At 67.4% G+C, this 19413-nt stretch carries 14 protein-coding genes; 9 read left to right on the top strand and 5 right to left on the bottom strand.

What is annotated here, in order from left to right; translation table 11 throughout:
• Positions 1-68 precede the first annotated feature (68 nt).
• A complete protein-coding gene (gene folK, locus ACSDHM_RS15690) occupies positions 69-554 on the top strand; it encodes a 2-amino-4-hydroxy-6-hydroxymethyldihydropteridine diphosphokinase (protein ID WP_088496526.1) in 486 nt (161 codons plus the stop codon).
• Between the two features lie 59 nt (positions 555-613).
• On the opposite strand, the gene ACSDHM_RS15685 is transcribed toward folK, so the two are convergent.
• Positions 614-1351 carry a pteridine reductase gene (locus ACSDHM_RS15685; protein ID WP_005419347.1) on the bottom strand — a complete coding sequence of 246 codons (738 nt, stop codon included), beginning with the start codon at positions 1349-1351 and terminating at the stop codon, positions 614-616.
• A 59-nt stretch (positions 1352-1410) separates the two neighbouring features.
• On the opposite strand from ACSDHM_RS15685, the gene ACSDHM_RS15680 reads away from it, so the two are divergent.
• Both ACSDHM_RS15680 and ACSDHM_RS15675 read left to right on the top strand, forming a co-directional pair.
• Positions 1411-2595, top strand: coding sequence for a class I SAM-dependent methyltransferase (locus ACSDHM_RS15680; RefSeq protein ID WP_065178045.1), 1185 nt, complete (start codon positions 1411-1413; stop codon positions 2593-2595).
• Positions 2592-2984 (top strand): VanZ family protein, encoded by a 393-nt coding sequence (locus tag ACSDHM_RS15675; RefSeq protein ID WP_439426378.1) that lies wholly within the window; start codon positions 2592-2594, stop codon positions 2982-2984. The genes ACSDHM_RS15680 and ACSDHM_RS15675 overlap by 4 nt, the downstream gene beginning before the upstream one ends.
• A gap of 118 nt (positions 2985-3102) precedes the next feature.
• Here the strand turns inward: ACSDHM_RS15675 and ACSDHM_RS15670 are convergent, their stop codons facing one another.
• From ACSDHM_RS15670 to ACSDHM_RS15660, 3 genes are all read right to left on the bottom strand, one after another.
• Positions 3103-5460, bottom strand: a complete 2358-nt coding sequence (locus ACSDHM_RS15670) for a family 20 glycosylhydrolase (RefSeq protein ID WP_439426377.1) — start codon at positions 5458-5460, stop codon at positions 3103-3105.
• 111 nt (positions 5461-5571) lie between these two features.
• Complete coding sequence (locus ACSDHM_RS15665; RefSeq protein ID WP_088496524.1) at positions 5572-8235, bottom strand: TonB-dependent receptor; 2664 nt, start codon at positions 8233-8235, stop codon at positions 5572-5574.
• Between the two features lie 143 nt (positions 8236-8378).
• On the bottom strand, positions 8379-9395 hold the full coding sequence (locus ACSDHM_RS15660; RefSeq protein WP_088496523.1) for a glucokinase family protein: 1017 nt from the start codon (positions 9393-9395) through the stop codon (positions 8379-8381).
• 375 nt (positions 9396-9770) lie between these two features.
• Here ACSDHM_RS15660 and ACSDHM_RS15655 point away from each other — a divergent pair, with 375 nt between their 5' ends.
• The 6 genes from ACSDHM_RS15655 to ACSDHM_RS15630 all read left to right on the top strand — a co-directional run bounded on the left by ACSDHM_RS15655 (position 9771) and on the right by ACSDHM_RS15630 (position 18710).
• Positions 9771-11063 (top strand): sugar MFS transporter, encoded by a 1293-nt coding sequence (locus tag ACSDHM_RS15655; RefSeq protein ID WP_072167173.1) that lies wholly within the window; start codon positions 9771-9773, stop codon positions 11061-11063.
• Positions 11064-11102: 39 nt separating this feature from the next.
• Positions 11103-12170 (top strand): LacI family DNA-binding transcriptional regulator, encoded by a 1068-nt coding sequence (locus ACSDHM_RS15650; RefSeq protein WP_005411045.1) that lies wholly within the window; start codon positions 11103-11105, stop codon positions 12168-12170.
• A gap of 7 nt (positions 12171-12177) precedes the next feature.
• Positions 12178-13206: an SIS domain-containing protein gene (locus tag ACSDHM_RS15645; protein ID WP_072167172.1), complete on the top strand. Its 1029-nt coding sequence runs from the start codon at positions 12178-12180 to the stop codon at positions 13204-13206.
• Positions 13206-14354 carry an N-acetylglucosamine-6-phosphate deacetylase gene (nagA, locus tag ACSDHM_RS15640; protein WP_439426376.1) on the top strand — a complete coding sequence of 383 codons (1149 nt, stop codon included), beginning with the start codon at positions 13206-13208 and terminating at the stop codon, positions 14352-14354. Before ACSDHM_RS15645 ends, nagA begins: the two co-directional genes overlap by 1 nt.
• Positions 14354-15421 (top strand): acyltransferase family protein, encoded by a 1068-nt coding sequence (locus ACSDHM_RS15635; RefSeq protein WP_072167170.1) that lies wholly within the window; start codon positions 14354-14356, stop codon positions 15419-15421. The genes nagA and ACSDHM_RS15635 overlap by 1 nt, the downstream gene beginning before the upstream one ends.
• A 262-nt stretch (positions 15422-15683) precedes the next feature.
• Positions 15684-18710, top strand: coding sequence for an autotransporter family protein (locus ACSDHM_RS15630; protein ID WP_439426375.1), 3027 nt, complete (start codon positions 15684-15686; stop codon positions 18708-18710).
• A 102-nt stretch (positions 18711-18812) separates the two neighbouring features.
• On the opposite strand, the gene ACSDHM_RS15625 is transcribed toward ACSDHM_RS15630, so the two are convergent.
• Positions 18813-19247, bottom strand: coding sequence for a hypothetical protein (locus ACSDHM_RS15625; protein WP_072167168.1), 435 nt, complete (start codon positions 19245-19247; stop codon positions 18813-18815).
• Positions 19248-19413 lie beyond the last annotated feature (166 nt).

Below are 19413 nucleotides of genomic sequence, written 5' to 3'. Positions count from 1 at the left end.
TCCCGGATTGTAGGCAGGCCGCCGTGACGACGGCATGTCCACGCCCCCCTCGCTGCCACCTGAACCGCATGACGACCGTGCTCCTGAGCCTGGGCAGCAATGTCCAGCCCCGCCGCTACCTCCACGCCGCGGTGGCGGCCCTGCGCGAGCGCTTCGGCGCGCTGCAGGTCTCGCCGGCCTACCGTACCGCCGCGGTCGGCTTCGACGGCCCGGCCTTCCTCAACAACGCGGTGGCGATCGAGACGGACTTGCCGCTGCAGGAACTGGACGACTGGCTGCATGCGCTGGAAGACGCGCACGGCCGCGACCGTAGTGGGCCGCGCTTCTCCGACCGGACCCTGGATATCGACGTGGTGTTCTACGGCGACCTGGTGGTGGAAGGTCCCGGCCACCTGCGCATTCCCCGTCCCGAACTGAAGCATGCCTTCGTGCTGAAGCCGCTGGCCGATATCGCGCCCGACTTCATCGATCCGGTCAGCGGGCTGGGCCTGGCCACGCTGTGGCGCGCGCACGCGCAGTTTGGCGAGGCGTTCGAGGTGGTTGACCTGGATTGATGGAGGTTGCCGGCAGCGGCCGGCATGACCGGTAGCGCCGGCCGCTGGCCGGCAACCTCTCAGCTGACCGTGCGCCCGCCATCCACGCGCAGCGTGTGGCCGGTGACGAAGCTGGCTTCGGCCACCAGCCAGTACACCGCTTCGGCGATCTCCTCGACCGTACCGATCCGCGCCAAAGGCGTGCGCGCCAGCAGGGCCTCGCGGGCGAAATCGTCCTTGCCCTGTTCCGGCCACAGGATCGCGCCGGGCGCCACCGCATTGACCCGCACCTTGGGCGCCAGCTCCAGCGCCAGCGAGCGGGTGGCCATCTCCAGCGCGGCCTTGGCCATCGTGTAGGCGATGTGGTCGCGCATCGGGTCGGTGCCGTGCAGGTCGGTCAGGTTGACGATGCAGCCCTGCTGGCGGCGCAGGTAGGGCGCGGCCGCCTGTGACAACAGCAGTGGCGCGCGCGCATTGACCGCATACAGCTCGTCCATCGCCTCGGCGGTGACCTGGCCGAGCGGGGTGGCATAGAAGTTGGAGGCGTTGTTGACCAGCGCGTCCAGGCGGCCGAAGTGGGTAACGGCCTGTTCCACCAGGTCGGGCAGGGCGTCGGCGTCACGCAGGTCGGCCTGCAGCGCAAGCACGCTGCCCGGCCGCACATTGTCGAAATCGAACGCGGCCTGCTGCAGTTCGGCGCTGGAGGTGTTGGCATGCAGTACCACCGACCAGCCACAGGCGTGGAACTGGCGGGCGATGGCCGCACCGATCCGGCGCGCGCTGCCGGTGATCAGGACCACGGGGTGGGTATCGCTCATCGAGGGTCCTCCAAGGCTCGGCTATCCTGTGCACCATTGTCACCGCATTCGAAGACGCCATGCAGCCCACCTTCCCCCTGCCCGAAGCCGATGCCCTGGCCCACAGCGACCAGCTGGCGGCCGCCCTGCGCGCCGAAATCCTTGCGCAGGGCGGGGCGATGCCGTTCTCGCGCTTCATGGAGCTGTGCCTGTACACCCCCGGCTGGGGCTACTACAGCGCCGGCGCCAGCAAGTTCGGAGGCAGCGGCGACTTCACCACCGCACCCGAGCTCGGCAGCCTGTTCGCCGGCAGCGTGGCCAATGCGCTGGCGCCAGTGTTCGCCCAGCTGGGCGCGCAGGCCCGCATGCTGGAACTGGGCGGCGGTACCGGCGCCTTCGCCGAGGCCGTGCTGCTGCGCCTGGCCGAACTGGACGCGCTGCCATCGCGCTACGCCATCCTCGAACCCAGCGCCGACCTGCGCGAGCGCCAGCAGCAGCGCCTGCAGCAGAACCTGCCGGCCGAGTTGGCCGCGCGCGTGGGCTGGATCGACCGCCCGTTCGAGGAGGACTGGGAGGGCGTGGTGTTCGCCAACGAGGTGATCGACGCGCTGCCGACCCCGCGTTTCCTGATCCGGGACGGCGAGGTCTATGAGGAAACCGTCGAGCTTGATGGCGAAGGCAACTTCATCCGTGGCGCGCAGCCGGCTGACATCCTGCTCAACGGTGCGGTGCGCCACATCGAGCGCTACCTGGAAAAGCCCTTTGCCGACGGTTACCGCTCCGAGGTGCTGCCGCAGCTGCCGTACTGGCTGCAGGCAGTGGCTGGCGGCCTGCAGCGTGGTGCGATGCTGTTTGTCGATTACGGCTACAGCCGCAGCGAGTTCTACCAGCACGACCGCGACGATGGCACGGTCCGCGCGTTCTACCGCCACCACGTGCATAACGACGTGCATCGTTGGCCCGGCCTGCAGGACATCACCGCGTCGGTGGATTTCACCGCGATGGCCGAGGCGGGCATGCACGGTGGTTTCGAATTGGCGGGGTACTGCAGCCAGGCCAGTTTCCTGCTCGGCAACGGCCTGGACCAGGTGCTGCTGCTGGCCGAAGAGCGTACGGATGAGGTCGGCCGCATCCAGCTGCGTGACCAGGTGAAGAAGCTGACCCTGCCGACCGAGATGGGCGAGCGCTTCCAGGCCATCGGCCTGCAGCGTGGTGTCGATTTCGAGCCGGCGTTCGAACTGGGCGACCTGAGCTGGCGCCTGTGAGCAATGCGTTGCCGCTGATCAAGCCGCTGCGGCGGCAGCGGCTGTGGACCGCGCTTTGGACATTGGCGGTGTTGCTGGTGATCGTGGTCTGCCTGATCCCACCACCGCCGATCCCGCTGCCGGAAAACAGCGACAAGGGCGAGCACTTCCTCGCCTACTTCCTCCTGGCCGGCAGCGCGGTGCAGCTGTTCCGGCCGGGGCGCCCGCTGCTGTGGGTGGGCGTGGGGCTGGTGCTGATGGGCGTCGGCATCGAGTTCGCGCAGGGTACGCTGACCAGCAACCGCACTGCTGACCCGATGGATGCGCTGGCCAACACGATCGGCGTGCTGGCCGGCATGGCCACGGCACTGACCCCGTTGCGCGATCTGCTGATGCGCTGGCGGGGCTGAGGTTCCTGTAGCGCCGAGCCCGTGCTCGGCTCCCTCCCGAAAGGCAGCCGAGCATGGGCTCGGCTGTACAGTAGATCCACGCCATGCGTGGATGGATTGCGCCAGGACAGGCTTGCGGTTACTTCTTCAGCGTGACCTCATCCAGCACCCACATCGCCGGGCGCGTATCGCCGGTGAAGTTGATGCACAGGTCACCCGTGCCCTGCGTGCCCTTCGGCAGCGCCGCACGCAGGGTCACGAAGCCATCGGCATCGGGCGTGGCCGGCAGCGGTACTTCAGCCAGCACCTTGCCCGTGCAATCACCGCGGCGGATCAGCATTTCGCCATGTGCGCTCCGGGCCTTTTCGAAGCGACGCTTGGGTTCATCGTGGGCCAGCTGGAAGTAGTACGGAATGCGGCCCGCGCGGACCTCCACGCTGCCGATGCCGTCCAGCTGCGCCTGCGGCCAGCGCCAGCATGGCTGGAAGATGTCGACGTTGAACACCGCACGCGTTCCCTCGCGCGGGCCGTCGTCTTCCAGGCGCAGCACCAGCCCCTTCTTGCCCACGCAGCTGAGCAGCGCATCGCTGCGGCGGCTGAGCAGCGACTGCGCGGTGAACGTGGCGATGGTCGGCTTCGCGGCCAGCATCTGGCCCTGGTAGAACGCGGCGGCCTGCACGGTGGTCGGCAGCGTCGCGGTCAGCGGCTGCTGGTACAACGGCGACTGCCCGGTCACCGGCTGGCCATCGGTGCTGTAGCGCACTTCATAGCCCAGCGGATTGGCCAGCGATAGGGTCACGGAGTTTTTCGCGCGATCATCGGTGTAGTCCACGCCCACTTCGAACGGGGTCTGCGCGTAGGCCAGGCCCCAGGCACGGTAGCGCTGCAGCTGCGCGGGCAGGCGCGCGAGGAAATCGCGGAAGTCGCGATGTTCCGGCGTACTCCAGCCGGTCTCGGCCACGGCGGCCAGGCGCGGGAACAGGTTGTGCTGCAGGCGCGCGTAGGTGCGCGTGTGCTCGGTAAACATGTTGGCCTGCAGGCCGAGAATGTGCTGGCGCTTGTCGGCCGCCAGCTCGGCCGGCACCGGCTCGAAGTTGTACAGCTTGCCGAGGTTGACCTGGGTCGGGCGGCCCGGTGGCTCGTTCGGCGAGGCCGTCTGCAGGTAATCCAGGTACAGGTACCCCACCGGCGACATGACCACGTCATGGCCGGCACTGGCTGCAGCCAGGCCACCTTCGGTGCCCTGCCACGACATCACCGTGGCCTGCGGTGGTAGGCCGCCTTCGAGGATTTCGTCCCAGCCGATCAGGCGCCGGTCGTGCTGCTCCAGGAAGGTCTCCAGGCGCTTGATGATGTGGCTCTGCATGGCCATTTCATCCTTGATGCCCAGCGCACGCATGCGCTGCTGCACCTGTTTCGAGGCTTCCCACTGGTCCTTGACTGCTTCGTCGCCGCCGACGTGGACGTACTTCGCAGGGAACAGCGCGATCACTTCTTCCAGTACGTTCTCGAGGAAGGTGACGGTGCTGTCTTCCACGTTGAACAGGTTCGGGAACACGCCCCATTCGCTGATCGGCTTCAGCGGGGTGTTGATCGAACCCAATTCCGGGTACGCGGCGATCGCCGCGGTGGCATGGCCGGGCACGTCGATTTCTGGAATCACCTGGATATGCAGCCTGGCGGCATAGGCGATCACTTCGCGGATCTGCTCCTGCGTGTAGAAGCCGCAGTACGGATGCTCCTTGCCACTGGCCGGGTCGATGCCGCCGTCGCCGGCCGGCAGGCGGCAGCTGCCCACCTCGGTCAGCTTCGGGTAGCGCTTGATCTCCATGCGCCAGCCCTGGTCATCGGTGAGGTGCCAATGGAAGGTATTGAGCTTGTGCGCGGCCATGGCATCGAGCACATGCTTGATCTCGTCCAGGCTCTGGAAGTGCCGCGCCGAGTCGAGCATGAAACCGCGCCAGCCGAAGCGCGGCGCGTCCTGGATCTGCACCGCCGGCAGCACGCCGTTGCTGCCACCCGTGGCCAGCTGGGCAAGCGTGGTTGCGCCGTAGAACAGGCCGGTTTCGTTGCCGGCCTGCACCAGCACGCCCTGCGCGGTGCTTTCCAGCGTGTAGCTCTCACCACTGTCGCGGAAGGTCGGGATGATCTGGAAGCGGATGCTGCCCGACTTGCCTGCCGCCTTGCTCATGGCCGGCATGAGTCGCGGACCGCCACTGCGGGCCAGCAGGTCGGCGAACTGGGTGGCGACGCGCTGCGCGGCTTCGCCTTCGGCGTGCAGCGCGGTATCGGCGCGTACGGTGATGCCGCTGCCCTGGCCGTGCTGCACGGTAGCGGGCGCGGGAATCAGCATCAGGCTGCCGGCACGCAGCTGCGGACCCGGTGCTTCAGCGGCCGGCGTGGGATCGGCGGCGAGTGCGGGCAGTGCCGGCAACAGGGCGAGCAGGCTGCCCAGCAGCACTGCGCTGCGCATCCGGGCGCGGGAAGGTTTGACCATCGGAACGACTCCTTGGAACGGTGCGATGAACGCTATACATGAAAAACGCCGGGCCCGGAATGACCCAGGCCCGGCGTGCGTGCACGACTCGGCGATGTTGCTGCCGCTGGATCAGTACTTGAAGCGGAAGTTGAGGTAGTACTGGCGACCGTTGCTGTAGAACGAGGTCGGGATGGCCGCGGTCTGGTAGTACTTGTAGGTCGGGTTGTTGAGGTTCAGGCCATCCAGGCTGATGCTCAGCCAATCGGTGGCCTTGTAGCTCAGCGATGCCGACAGCGTGCCGAAATCATCCTGGTAGTACGGGTTGGTGCCCGACAGGCTGATCAGGAACGAGGAACGGCGGGTGTAGCTGACCCGGGCGCCGAAACGCTCGTTCTCGAAGTAGGCACCCACGTTGTAGGTGTTCTTCGAGGTGCCCAGCAGGTTGTGCGAACCATCCGACCAGGTGTGCGAGGTGGTGCCGTTGGCGTAGGTGTAGTTGGCGTTGATGCCGAAGTACTCGCCGATCGGCTGCTCGTAGGCCACTTCCACGCCGGTGACCTTGCCGTCGGCATTGATCGGGGTGGAGATCTGGTAGGTCTCAAGCTGGTTGGTCAGTTCGCTGTAGAGCTGGCGCGAGACCACGTCGAAGGCGATGTAGTCCTTCAGCTTCATGTGGTACGCACCCACCGACAGCAGGCCGCGCGGCATGAAGTACCACTCCAGGTTGGCATCCAGGTTGGTCGACAGGGTCGGCTTGAGGTTCGGATTGCCGCCGCCGCCGGTGCGGTTCAGGTCCGAGCCGTACGAGGACGCGCCCAGTGCCGAGTAGTCCGGCAGGGTCTGGGTCTGCGAGGCGGCGACACGCAGCACCAGCGAGTCGTCCAGGTCGAACTTGATGTTGGCGCTGGGCAGGACACGGTTGCGCTTGTTCTGGAAGGCCAGGCGCTCCCACATGCCGAACAGGCTGCTGACATCGGCATCTGCGGCCTTGCTGACGGCGTTGTAGGTGTCGATGTCCTGCTTGATGTTGACGTAGCGCAGGCCGACGTTGCCGCTCCACCAGTCGCCGCGGAAGTTGGCCTGCACGTAGCCGGCGAAGTTCTTTTCCTTCACCTTCCACTCGGCGCCATAGTTGTGGCGACCGGTCGGGCCGTCATTGCCGGCCAGCCAGGTGGAGTTGTTGGTCACCGCGTCCTTCAGCGCGCCCGGGGTGAAGTACCACAGGTTGCGCGGGAAAGTGCCGCCGATGTCACCGGCAAAGCCGCTGGGATAGTTGGCCGTGGCACCGTTCTTCAGCGCGCTCCAGATGTCACCCGGGGTTGCACCTTCCGGCGACAGCGCTTCGCGCTTGTGGTCGGCGAAACGCAGGCCGAAGTCGATCGAGCTCAGTACGCCGCCATCATTGAAGTACTGGTTGAAGTCGAGCGTGGCCCACTTCTCCTTGTCTTCAGCGGTGACCTGCTGGTTGCCCCAGGTGCCGAAGCTGGTCACGCCGTTGGGCGAGAGGTCGCCGCCGACGTTCCAGTCGATCGGCGAGCCATTGCCGTGGGTGGCCCAGCTGGCGCCGCCGCCGTTGGCGAGGGTGACCTCGGCGATGTACTGGCGCGGCGTCTCGCCGGTGCCCTTGGTGCTGCCGGCCTGGAACGTGGCGGTCAGGCTGTCGCTGATCTGCCAGTCGGCATCGAAGGTGACATAGCTCGACTTGGCCTTCGACTCGCGGTAGATCATGTCGTACACCGCATAGTCGGTGCCCGGCACGCCCCTGTAGGTGGCGTTGGTCAGCACGCCGTCCTTGACCACATAGCCCGGATCCGGCGCCTGCGACTTGGCGAAGCTGTTGCCGAACATCATGAAGTTGCGGTTGTAGTTGTTGGCCTTCAGCTCGGAGCTGAAACCATTCAGGCCCAGGGTGAGGCTGTCGCTCGGCTTGAACTGCAGCGAGACCAGGCCGCCCTTGCGTTCGCGGGTCTGTTCGAACAGGGTCGAACCCAGCAGGCCCGGCACGTTGACGCCGATCAGGTCCGGATTGGTCCTGGCGACCGGGTCGCCGGCGCCGATCTTGAAGAAGCCGCCCGGGATTTCCTGCGCTTCACGGCGCAGTTCGCGCTTCTGGCTGAAGCCCTGCACCATCACGCCGAAGGTGCCTTCGTCGTTCTTGTAATTGAACAATGCCGAGTACTGCGGATCGGTCGATTTGGCCAGGTCCGAACGCACCGCACCGATGGAGCCTTCCGCGGTGAACGGCTTGGAGAATTCCAGCGGCTTGCGGGTGATGATGTTGACGGTACCGGTGGTGCCGCCGTCCTGCAGCTTGGCCTGCGAGGACTTGTTCACTTCCACCGAGCTGACCAGTTCCGACGGCAGCAGCGAGTAGCTGACGCTGCGGCCGACGTTGTTGCCCTGGCTGAGCACGAACCAGTCGGCCGAGCCGACGGTGTGGCCGTTGATCAGGGTCTGGGTCAGGCTCGGGCTGGTGCCGCGCAGGCTGACACGGTCGGCTTCGTCGAAGCCACCTTCGTCGGCGCTGGACGAGCTGATGTTCACGCCCGGCAGGCGCTGCAGGGTATCGGCAACGTTGTGCGCGGGCAGCTTGCCCACGTCTTCGGCGGTGACCACTTCCACGCGCGCATTGGCTTCGCGCTTGGTGTCCAGCGACTTTTCCATCGAGCCACGGATGCCGGTAACGGTCACGGTGTCCAGATCGGTGGCGGTCGGGGCCGCCTGCTGCGCGTGCGCACTGAAGGCGATGCAGCTGACGATGGCGGCCGAAAGCAGGGTCTTGCGGGTGTTCATGATGTCTCTCCTCATCACTCGATTGGGTGCCGGCGGCGGTGTTCGGTTACGGTTGCGATGACATGCGCGGGGCGGCGGCGAAGTCCCGTGCGTTGGCGTGCCACGTACTGCGTGCTGCGATTGCGTTGAAGCCTGTTGCGGTGTCAGGCGGCCGATTGCTGCAGGTACCAGCTGGCAGCGCCGACCACGCCCAGCTGGCCGTGTTCGACGACCTTCACCGGGATGCGTGCCAGCGCTTCGCCCATCGGCCCCTTCTGCAGGTAGCGTTCGACGAAGGTGCTGGCGTGCAGGTATTCGCGGATCTGCGGCAGGATGCCGCCGGCCAGGTAGACGCCACCGTGGGCGCCGTAGAACAGCGCCATGTCGCCGATGGTGCTGCCGAGCAGGCCACAGAACACGTCCAGCGCCTGGCGCGCATGTGCATCGGTATCGGCCATGGCGGCGGCGGTGACTGCGTCGGGGCTTGCCAGGGTCGGCGCCTGCCCCTGCAGTGCACACACCGCACGGTACAGGTTCATCAGGCCGGGGCCGGAGATCGCATGCTCGATCGACACGTGCGCGCGGTCGCGCTGCATGTAGCGGACGATGGCCATTTCCAGTTCGGTGCTGGCCGCCAGGGTCGGCTGGCCGGCTTCGGTGGGCAGCACCACCGGGCCGTGCGCGGTGGGGATCCACAGCGCGGCGCCCAGACCGGTGCCGGGGCCGACCACCAGGGTCGGGCCACGCGCGGCGGTCTCCGGCCCGCACAGGTGCAGCACGCCGCTGGCGTCCACCTGCGCGGCGGCGTAGGCCACCGCTTCGAAATCGTTGACGATGTAGACCCGCTGCAGGCCGACGTCGGCCTCCACCTGGCGCGCCGACAGCGGCCACGGCAGGTTGGCGGTGATCACCGTGCCGTCTTCGCGGGCATAGCCGGCGCTGGCGACCACGCAATGCGTGGGCCGCGGGCCTTCGCCCAGGAAGTCGGACAGGATCGCGCTGAGGCCGGCATGGTCGGCATTGCGGTACTTGCGGTACTCCAGCACCTGCACCGGATGGGCGGCGTCACCGCTGGCCTGGACCCGGGCCACGCGCACATGGGTGCCACCGACGTCGGCGGCCAGGAACGAGGGCGCGACGCGGGACAGGACATGCGACGGGGCGGGGTGGCTGGCGGTCACGCGGGCTCCTGCTGCAGGTGGGCCGGCCCGGGGATCGGGGGCGGCGATTGGGGCGGAGTCTGTAACCGCGCTGACAACGATGTCAACGAGTTCGTGACACTTTCGTTGCTGCGTCGCAACGAATGCGGCGCGCAGTAAACGTTTACACGGTGTGAGTGCGGGTTTCACATGGGAACCATTGGCGCACGGGGCTCTAGGCCTGCCGCGCATTCAGCGGGGCGTACCGCGGCGGACTTGCGCAGTGCAGCACAAGGTTCAGGCAGGCGTGCATGGAAGTTGACAAACCGCCGTTGTCCATCGAAAGAATGTGACAACGTTGTTCCCAGCCACTCTCCGACGCCGCGTTCTGCGGCCGTCGCCGCAGGAGCCCTCCTGATGTCCGCCGTCCCCGCTGCAAGCGCGCGCCCGAACGTGGCCACCTCCATCGCCATCGTTGGCGTGTTGTTCTTCCTGATCGGCTTCTTCACCTGGCTCAACGGCCCGCTGATCACCTTCGTCAAGTTGGCCTTCGAACTCAGCGAGGTCGGCGCCTTCCTGGTGCTGATGGTGTTCTACCTGTCCTATTTCTTCCTGGCCCTGCCGGCGTCCTGGATCCTGCGCCGCACCGGCATGAAGAAGGGCCTGAGCCTGAGCCTGCTGGTGATGGCCGGTGGTGCCGCGCTGTTCGGTGAATTCGCCACCCAGCGCTGGTACCCGGGCGCGCTCGGCGGACTGTTCGTGATCGGCAGCGGCCTGGCGCTGCTGCAGACCGCGATCAATCCCTACATCTCCATCCTTGGTCCGATTGAAACCGCGGCACGCCGCATCGCGCTGATGGGCATCTGCAACAAGATTGCCGGCATGCTGGCGCCGGTGCTGATCGGCACTCTGGTGCTGCATGGCATCGGCGATCTGGACAAGCAGGTGCAGGCTGCCGACGCGGTCACCAAGGCCGCGCTGCTCAACGAATTCGCCGCCAAGATCCATGCGCCGTACCTGGCGATGGCCGCGCTGCTGGTGGTGCTGGCGGTGGCCGTGCTGTTCTCGCCTCTGCCCGAGATCAAGTCCTCCGAAGCCAATGCAACGCCGTCAGGGGCACCGGGAACGGCCGAGCGCCGCAGCATCTTCCAGTTCCCGCATCTGTGGCTGGGCGTGCTGTGCCTGTTCGTGTACGTAGGCGTGGAAGTCATGGCCGGTGATGCGATCGGCACCTACGGCCACGGTTTCGGCTTGCCGCTGGACCAGACCAAGATGTTCACCTCGCTGACGCTGGGTGCGATGTTGGCCGGCTACGTGGTCGGCCTGCTGGCGATCCCTGGCCTGGTCTCGCAGTCGCGCTACCTGACCATTTCGGCAGTGATGGGCGTGGTGTTCTGCCTGGGCGCCTGGGCTACGCACGGCTACGTCTCGGTGGCTTTCGTGGCGCTGCTGGGCTTTGCCAACGCCATGATGTGGCCGGCCATCTTCCCGCTGGCGATCCGCGGCCTGGGCCGCTTCACCGAGACCGGCTCGGCCCTGCTGGTGATGGGCATCGCCGGCGGCGCGATCATTCCGCAGCTGTTCGCCGTGCTCAAGCAGCACATCGACTTCCAGCTGGTGTTCGTGCTGCTGATGGTGCCGTGCTACCTGTACATCCTGTTCTACTCGGTGATCGGCCATCGTGCCGGCCTGCCGCAGGACAAGGCCTGATCGGCGATGATGGACGGCAGCCAACCCCAGGGAAAACCCATGCGCAGAGCGACCATCAAGGACGTTGCGGAGAAGGCCAAGGTCTCGCTGAAGACGGTCTCGCGGGTGATCAACAACGAGCCCTCGGTGATGCAGGCCACCCGTGCGCGGGTGCTGCGTGCCATCGCCGAGCTCGACTACGAGCCCGATCCGTCCGCGCGCAACCTGCGCAGCGGCACTACCTTCGTGATCGGGCTGGTCTACGACAACCCGAACCCGTACCACATCATCGGCGTGCAGAACGGCGTGCTGGCCGCGTGCCGCGAGACCGGTTTCGGCCTGCAGATCCATCCCTGTGATTCGAGCTCGCCGTTGCTGGCCGATGAACTGGCCGACTGGGTGCAGCGCTCGCGGCTGGCGGGGCTGGTGCTGACCGCGCCGATGTCCGAGCGCCGCGACCTGATCCAGGCGCTGACCGCGCGTGGCATCAAGCTGGTGCGCATCATCGCCGCCACTGAAGACCCGGCCGACGGCGCCTGCGTGTTCGTCGACGACCGCGAGGCGGCCTACGAGATCACCGAGCACCTGATCCAGCTGGGCCACCAGCGCATCGGCTTCCTCTGGGGCGGCAGCTCGCACCGCTCCTCGGGCGAACGCTACGCCGGTTACGAAGCCGCGCTGAAGGACTACGGCATGACCGTGGACAAGCACCTGGTGGTGCAGGGCGATTACACCTTCGACGATGGTTTCCGTGGGGCGCGCCGCCTGCTGGCGCTGCGCGAACCGCCCACCGCCATCTTCGGTTCCAACGACGAAATCGCTGCCGGCGTGCTGGCCGCCGCCAAGTCGGCCGGCATGAACGTGCCCTACGACCTGTCCATCGCCGGTTTCGAGGACAGCCCGTTCTCGCGCCAGTCGTGGCCACCGCTGACCACCGCCAAGCAGGCCACCGAGGACATCGCCCGCCACGCCGCGCGCCTGCTGATCGCACAACTGCGCAGCGACGCCTACGACGATGCGCCGGCACCGCTGCACAACCAGGGCTTCGTGCCGCAACTGGTGGTGCGCGGTTCGACCGCGCCGATGCGCCCGGCCGGCGCACGCCCCCTTCCTTCCGATCCTGCCTGAGCCTGCCATGTCGCTGTCAGACCCCACCGCCACCCTGATGTTCGCCGAGGCCGCTGAAGCGGCAGACGTGGTTGCCCGCCAGTTCTCGCGCAACCACGCCACCATGGAAACCCTGGCCGCCAGCCTGCGCGCCGCGCCGCCGCCGTTCGTGGTCACCTGTGCACGCGGCAGCTCCGACCATGCCGCCACCTACGGCAAGTACCTGCTGGAAACCCAGCTGGGCCTGGTGGTCGCCTCCGCGTCGCCGTCGGTAGGCTCGGTCTACGCCGCACCACTGCAGCTGCGCGGTGCGCTGTTCATCGTCATTTCGCAGTCGGGCAAGAGCCCGGACCTGCTGCGCAACGCCGAGGCGGCCAAGGCCGCTGGCGCACGCGTGATCGCGCTGGTCAACGTCGAGGATTCGCCGCTGGCGCAGCTGGCCGACACGGTCATTCCGCTGCATGCCGGTGCCGAAAAGAGCGTGGCGGCAACCAAGAGCTACCTGGCCTCGCTGGCTGCACTGCTGCAGCTGGCCGCCTACTGGAAGCAGGACAGCAGCCTGCGCAACGCGCTGGACCTGCTGCCGGACGCGATGCGTGAAGCCTGGCAGTGCGACTGGAGCGCGGTGACCGAAGGCCTGGTCGAGGCCACCAACCTGTTCGTGCTCGGCCGTGGCCTGGGCCTGGGTGCGGCGCAGGAAGCGGCGCTGAAGTTCAAGGAAACCTGCAGCCTGCACGCCGAAGCCTACAGCTCGGCCGAGGTCAAGCACGGCCCGATGGCACTGGTCGACCGTGGCTTCCCGGTGCTGGCCTTCGCGCAGCCCGATGAAACCGGCGCCGGCACCCGCGCGGTGGTCGAGGAATTTTCTGCACGCGGCGCGCAGGTGTGGCTGGCCGGTGCCGGCGGCAACTTGCCGGTGGCGCCCGCGCCACACCCGCTGTGCGCACCGCTGCTGACCGTGCAGAGCTTCTATCGCGCGATCAACGCGCTGGCGCTGCGCCGTGGCTTCAACCCGGACCTGCCGCCGCACCTGAACAAGGTCACGGAGACGGTGTGATGGCAACCGTGCTGCGCAATGCCCGCATCCTGGCAGGCGATGAATTCCGCGACGATCTGGCTGTGGTGATCGAAGAGGGTCGCATCAGCGCGCTGTTGCCCGACGCCGCACCGCAGCTGGGCCACGCTGCCGAGCAGGTGGACCTGGGCGGCGGCTGGCTGCTGCCCGGCTTCATCGACGTGCAGGTCAATGGGGGTGGCGGTGCGCTGTTCAACAACACGCCGGACGTGGCGGCGCTGCGCACCATCGCGCAGGCACACCGCCGCTTCGGTACCACCGCGATGCTGCCCACGCTGATCAGCGATGACGTGGCGGTGATGCGCGAAGCCATCGGTGCGATGCGCGAGGCCATCGCGCAGGGCGTGCCGGGCGTGATCGGCATCCATCTGGAAGGGCCCTACATCGCGCCGGCGCGCAAGGGCACGCACGATGCCAGCAAGTTCCGCGTGCCTGACGAAGAAGAGATCACGCTGGCCGCGTCGCTGGACAACGGCGTGACGCTGCTGACGCTGGCGCCGGAGCGCGTGCCACTGGAAACCATCCGTGCGCTGGTCGAACGTGGCGTGATCGTGGCCGCCGGCCATACCGCAGGCACGTACGAAGAGGTCCGCGCCGGCCTGGATGCCGGCATACGCGGCTTCACCCACCTGTACAACGCGATGTCGCCGCTGCAGGGCCGTGAGCCTGGCGCAGTGGGCGCTGCGCTGGAAGACCGCGACAGCTGGATCGGCATCATCGTCGATGGCGTGCATGTGCATCCGGCCAGCCTGCGCGTGGCGCTGGCGGCCAAGCCGCGCGGTCGCCTGCTGCTGGTGACCGATGCGATGCCGCCGGTCGGTGCCGACGATCCCAGCTACGTGCTGTATGGCGAAACCATCACCGCCATCGATGGCGTGGTGCGCAATGCCGCTGGTTCGCTGGCCGGTTCTGCGCTGGACATGGCCACGGCGGTGCGCAACACCGTGCAGCTGCTGGGCCAGCCGCTGGCCGAGGCCGCGCGCATGGCCTCGACCTACCCGGCGCAGTTCCTCAACGTCGACGACCGCCTGGGCCACATCGCCGAGGGCTACCAGGCCGACTTGGTGCTGCTGGATGACGCCCTGCAGGTGCGTGGCACCTGGATTGCAGGACAGTACGAGGCCGCCTGATGAACAGTACGCCGCCGCGCCGTCTGGGCTCGATCGATGCCCTGCGCGGCATCACCGTGGCGGCGATGCTGCTGGTCAACAACCCAGGCGACTGGAGTGCAGTGTTCGCACCGCTGCGCCATTCGGAATGGCATGGCTGCACGCCCACCGACCTGGTGTTCCCGTTCTTCCTGTTCCTGGTGGGTGTGTCGATGGCCTTCAGCGTGGCACCGCGCGCGTTGGATGCCGCCGCACGCCCGGTGTTGGCGCGCGGCGTGCTGGAGCGCGCACTGCGCATCCTGGTGGCCGGCGTGCTGTTGCATCTGCTGATCTGGTGGGCGCTGCATACGCACCACTTCCGCATCTGGGGCGTGCTGCAACGGATCGCCGTGTGCGCGGCATTGGTGGGCGTGCTGGCGGTGTATGCACAGCCGCGCATGCAGGCCGGCGTGCTTGTTGGATTGCTGGTGGGATACACGATGTTGCTGCTCGGCATGGGTGACCTGGCGCCGTGGATCAACCCGGCCAGCCGCTTGGACACCGCGCTGTTCGCGCCGTGGATCTATCAATGGCATGCCGATACCGGCCTCGGCCATGACCCGGAAGGATTGCTGAGCACGCTGGGTGCACTGGCCAGTACCGTGCTCGGCCTGTTGGCCGGTGGCCTGCTGCGCAGCGGGCGTTCGACGGCACTGGCCGGGCTGGGCGTGGCGACCGCCGTGCTGGGCCTGTTGCTGGCCGGGGTGTTGCCGTTGAACAAGCCGCTGTGGACGCCCAGCTACGTGCTGTGGACCGGCGGCCTGGCCGCGCTGGCGCTGTGGCTGGGCCACGTGCTGATCGACAAGAAGGGATGGCCGCCGCTGGGCCGGCGTTTCGGGGTCAACGCGATCACCGCGTATCTGGGGGCCTCGGTGATGTCGGTGGCGTTGATGGCCAGCGGTGCCTGGGGCTGGATCTGGCAGCAGCTGGCCAACGCGATGCCGCAGGCGCTCGAGCTGGCATCGATGCTGCAGGCACTGGTGTTCGTCGCGCTGTGGTGGGGCGTGGCCTGGTGGCTGGACCGTCGCAAGATCTACCTGAAGATCTGAGCAGTCCCGGGGTCGGACCCTTTTCCGCAGGAAAAGGCCCTGACCCGATCCGCCAACGGCATCCACGCATGTGCGGCTCCCAACGCCCAGAAAAAATGAACGATTTCAGCCACATCACATTGGCGTGAGGGCCCGGCGATTTCACATCCGAAATGTGATTTTCCGCACGCAAGTTCACCTATCGAAACGATTCACATCACGGCAGACTGCATACGCAGCAGCGTGCATTTGCAGTTCCTGATTCTCTGTCCAGGAGGACTGTATGACCCGTGCCGTCCCGCGCGCTTTCCGTCCGCGCCGCCTCACCGTTTCCGTGCTTCAGGCACTGGCAGTCCCGTCCATGGTGCTGTTGACCGCCAGCGCCGCCTGGGCCGGCTGCAGCACCGTCGCTCCGGTCGCCGGCCAGACGGTCACCTGTGACGCCAACGCGCCGAATCCGCAGACGGTGCCCATCTCGGCCAGCGGCGAAGCGGGCATCACCGTCAACGTCGCCAGCGGTGCCCAGTTGCAGCAGAGCGGTGGGGCGTCGGCCGTTACCCTGGTCGGTGCAAGTGGTCACCTGTTGACCAACCAAGGCACGATCAGTTCGGTGGGGGGTGTGGCGGTCCAGCTCGGTGGTGGCAGCCGCGTCGAAAATGCGGGCAGCATCAGCACCGGCAACAACACCGCGCTGCAGTTCGTCGGTGCGGGCGACAGCGTGCTGGTCAACCGCGGAACGATCAGTGGGCGTACCGGCGTACAGTTCGATTCAGGTAACGACCGCCTGGACATGCAGGCCGGCAGCATCAGCGGCGGTGTCCTGCAAGGGGATGGCAACGACGTGCTGCTGCTAGGCAATGGCACCATCGACAGCGTCGACCAGGGCAGTGGCGATGACCGGATGACCGTCACCGGCGGCACCGTCACCGGCCTGGTAGCGCAGGACAGTGGCCGCGATGATTTCGTCATGAGTGGCGGCACGATCGGCGCGCTGCAGCAGGGCGACAACATCGATACCTTCCGCATGAGCGGTGGTCGCATCATCGGCGCGTTCGAGGATGGCGACCAGGCCTGGATGACCGCTGGCCGCATCGGCCGCGTCAACATGAAGCTGGACAAGAACCTGTGGGACCAGTCCGGCGGCACCGTGGATGGCAACGTGGTGACCGGCTTCGACACCGACACCATCATCATTTCGGGCACGGCCTACATCGGCGGCAACATCAGCGTCAGCGGCGGCAACGACAGCGTGACCATCACCGACGGCACCGTGCGCGGGCAGGTACTGCTCAGCACCGGCGATGACACCTTCAACTGGAACGGCGGTGGCATCGTCTACGGTGCGATCGACATGGGCCCGGACAACGACGTGGCCAACCTCAGCAACCTCAACCAGGGCAACCTGGGTGCGGTGCCGCTGTTTGACGGGGGCAGTGGCATCGACCAGCTCAACCTGAGCAACGTCAAGACCGCAGGCGTGGGCCGCTTCCAGAACTGGGAGGCGATCAGCCTGGCCAACAGCACGGAGCTGAGCTTCGATGGCGACCTGGTGCTGGGCGACAGCGCAACCGGCACCGGTACGCTCACGGTGGACGACACCAGCACCGTCTACGCGGGCAGTGGCGGCCATGCCATCCGCCCATTCAACAGTGCTGCACTGGTGGAGATGGTCAATGCCGGGCGCATCGACCTGACCGGTACCGGCGCCGGCGACGTGTTCACCGTGCGCGGCAACTATCGCGGTGACGGTGGTGGCCTGTACCTGCGCACCGTGCTGGGCGCGGACAACTCCCCCAGCGATCGCCTGGTGATCGATGGCGGTACCGCCACCGGAACCACCGGCATCGGCGTGCTGAATGCCGGCGGCAGCGGCGCGGCCACGCTGGCCGATGGCATCTTGGTGGTGCAGGCCTTGAATGGTGGCCGCACCTCGCCGGGCGCGTTCTCGCTGTTCGCACCGGTCGCGGCCGGCGCCTACGAGTACTTCCTGTTCAAGGGCGGTGTCAGTGCCGGTACCAGCGAGAACTGGTACCTGCGTTCGACGCTGGTGACCGGCCCGACGCCGGCACCCAACGGTGGTGGCAGTGCCGCCCCGCCGCCGCTGACGCCGCCGGTGGCACCCCCGCCCCCCATTGCCCCGGCACCTCCGCCGCCGCCGGAAGGCGCCACCGATCCGGACCTGACCGCAGGCGAGACCGCACCACCACCACCGCCGCCGGAACCGGCGCCGGTGGCACCGCCCAGCGATCCGGCGGTGCCGGACGTGCCCGTGGCCGGCGGTGCATTGCCCGGTACCGGCGCGCCGCCGACGCCGGGTGCACGCCCGGCCGAAGGCGCGGTGGTACCGCTGTACCGCGTGGAGACCGCCGCCTACGCGGTGGTGCCGCCGCTGCTGCGCGAGACCTCGCTGGCCAGCCTCGGTACCTTCCACGAGCGGCAGGGCGAACAGCGCCTGCTGTACAACCAGGGCGCATTCCGCACCGCCTGGGGTCGCCTGGTGGGGCAGAGCAGCGAGATCCATTGGAAGGGCGATGCACAGCCCGGCTTTGATGGCGACGTGATGGGCCTGCAGGCCGGCCTCGACGTATGGGCTGCGGCGTCGGACAACCACCGCAACCAGATCGGCGTGTTCGTCGGCCGCACCCGCGCGCAGGGCAAGACCACCGGCCTGGCACTGGGCTGGGAGAACGTACAGGTGGGCCAGAACCGCCTGGACGACAAGCACGTGGGCCTGTACTGGACGTTCACCGACAGCAGCGGTGCCTACATCGACGCCGTGGCGATGCAGAGCCGCTACGACGGCCGCGCGCGTTCCTCGCGCGGGCTCGGCTTCGGCCTGAGCGGCGACGGCACCAGTGTGTCGGTGGAGGCTGGCAAGCCGCTGCTGCACTTCGGGCAGTCCGCATGGTGGCTGGAACCGCAGGTGCAGGTGATCTGGCAACGCACTTCGCTGGATGACCGTCGCGATGAAATATCGAGCGTGCGCTTCGACAACGACAACGCCTGGACCGGCCGTGTGGGCCTGCGTTTGGCCGGCCATTACCAGCTGGCCGACAACGGCTGGCAACCGTATTTCAAGCTGAATTACTGGCATGGTCGTTCCGGCGAGGATCGCATCCGCTTCGACGACGACGTGATCATCAATTCGCAGCGTTCACGCGCGCTGGAAGCCGGCGTGGGTGTGGTCGGGCGCTTCAACCGCACCATCAGTGCGTACGCCGTGGCCGACTACACGCGCGAGCTGGGCGGCGACCGCAACGAGAAGCGCCGCATCATCGAAGGCAACATCGGGCTGCGCGCGGACTGGTAGCGCCCTTGCGCTCGGGGGACCCTGCTCTGGTAGGTGCCGACCTTGGTCGGCACTGAACCTACCGACGCCACGAGCACAGTGCAGCCGAGCATAGGCTCGGCTCTACGACAACGGCGCGCACGCATCCGGCTCCACCAACGCCCCGGCATGATCGGCCAACACCACCACCGCATGCAGCAACCCTTCCTCCACCTGTGGCGGACACTGCACCTGCGCATCATCCATCTCGCGCGCCGACTGCGCCGCCAGCAACACACCGCCGCAGGCGGACAATGCGGCAAGACAGCGCGTCGCCTCGGCCAGTTCCCGGCCGCGCGCCTCGCTGAGTTGCCGCTCGCGCCACGCCTGGCCGTCGGCTCCGTGGCTGTGTGCGATGCCGCGCAACCGGGCGAAGAACGCCGACTGCGGCGCCTGTTCGTCGGCTTCGGTGAGCGCATCTTCCAGCGCTTCGGCTGCCGTAGTGGACAGCTGCAGGTCGGGCAATGCAGCACCGAGCAGTGCCTGCAGGCGCGGATAGGTGGGGTAGGGCGTGTTCATGGCAGCAACCTCACAAGGCAAGGCCACCTGCGGGATGCAAGGTGGCGGGCGGTGCGGGTTGGCGTGCCGGTCAAAATCAAAGCGAAAAAGCCGACGGATCACGAGGATCCCCACGCACCGCCCACCATGGGCAAGCCGGTGCATTGTCGCGACTGCCGCTGATGCG

Origin of the sequence: Stenotrophomonas sp. T8, assembly GCF_051853085.1 — a bacterium.
Taxonomy (GTDB): domain Bacteria; phylum Pseudomonadota; class Gammaproteobacteria; order Xanthomonadales; family Xanthomonadaceae; genus Stenotrophomonas; species Stenotrophomonas sepilia.
This window is presented reverse-complemented; position numbering and strand designations above follow the sequence as displayed.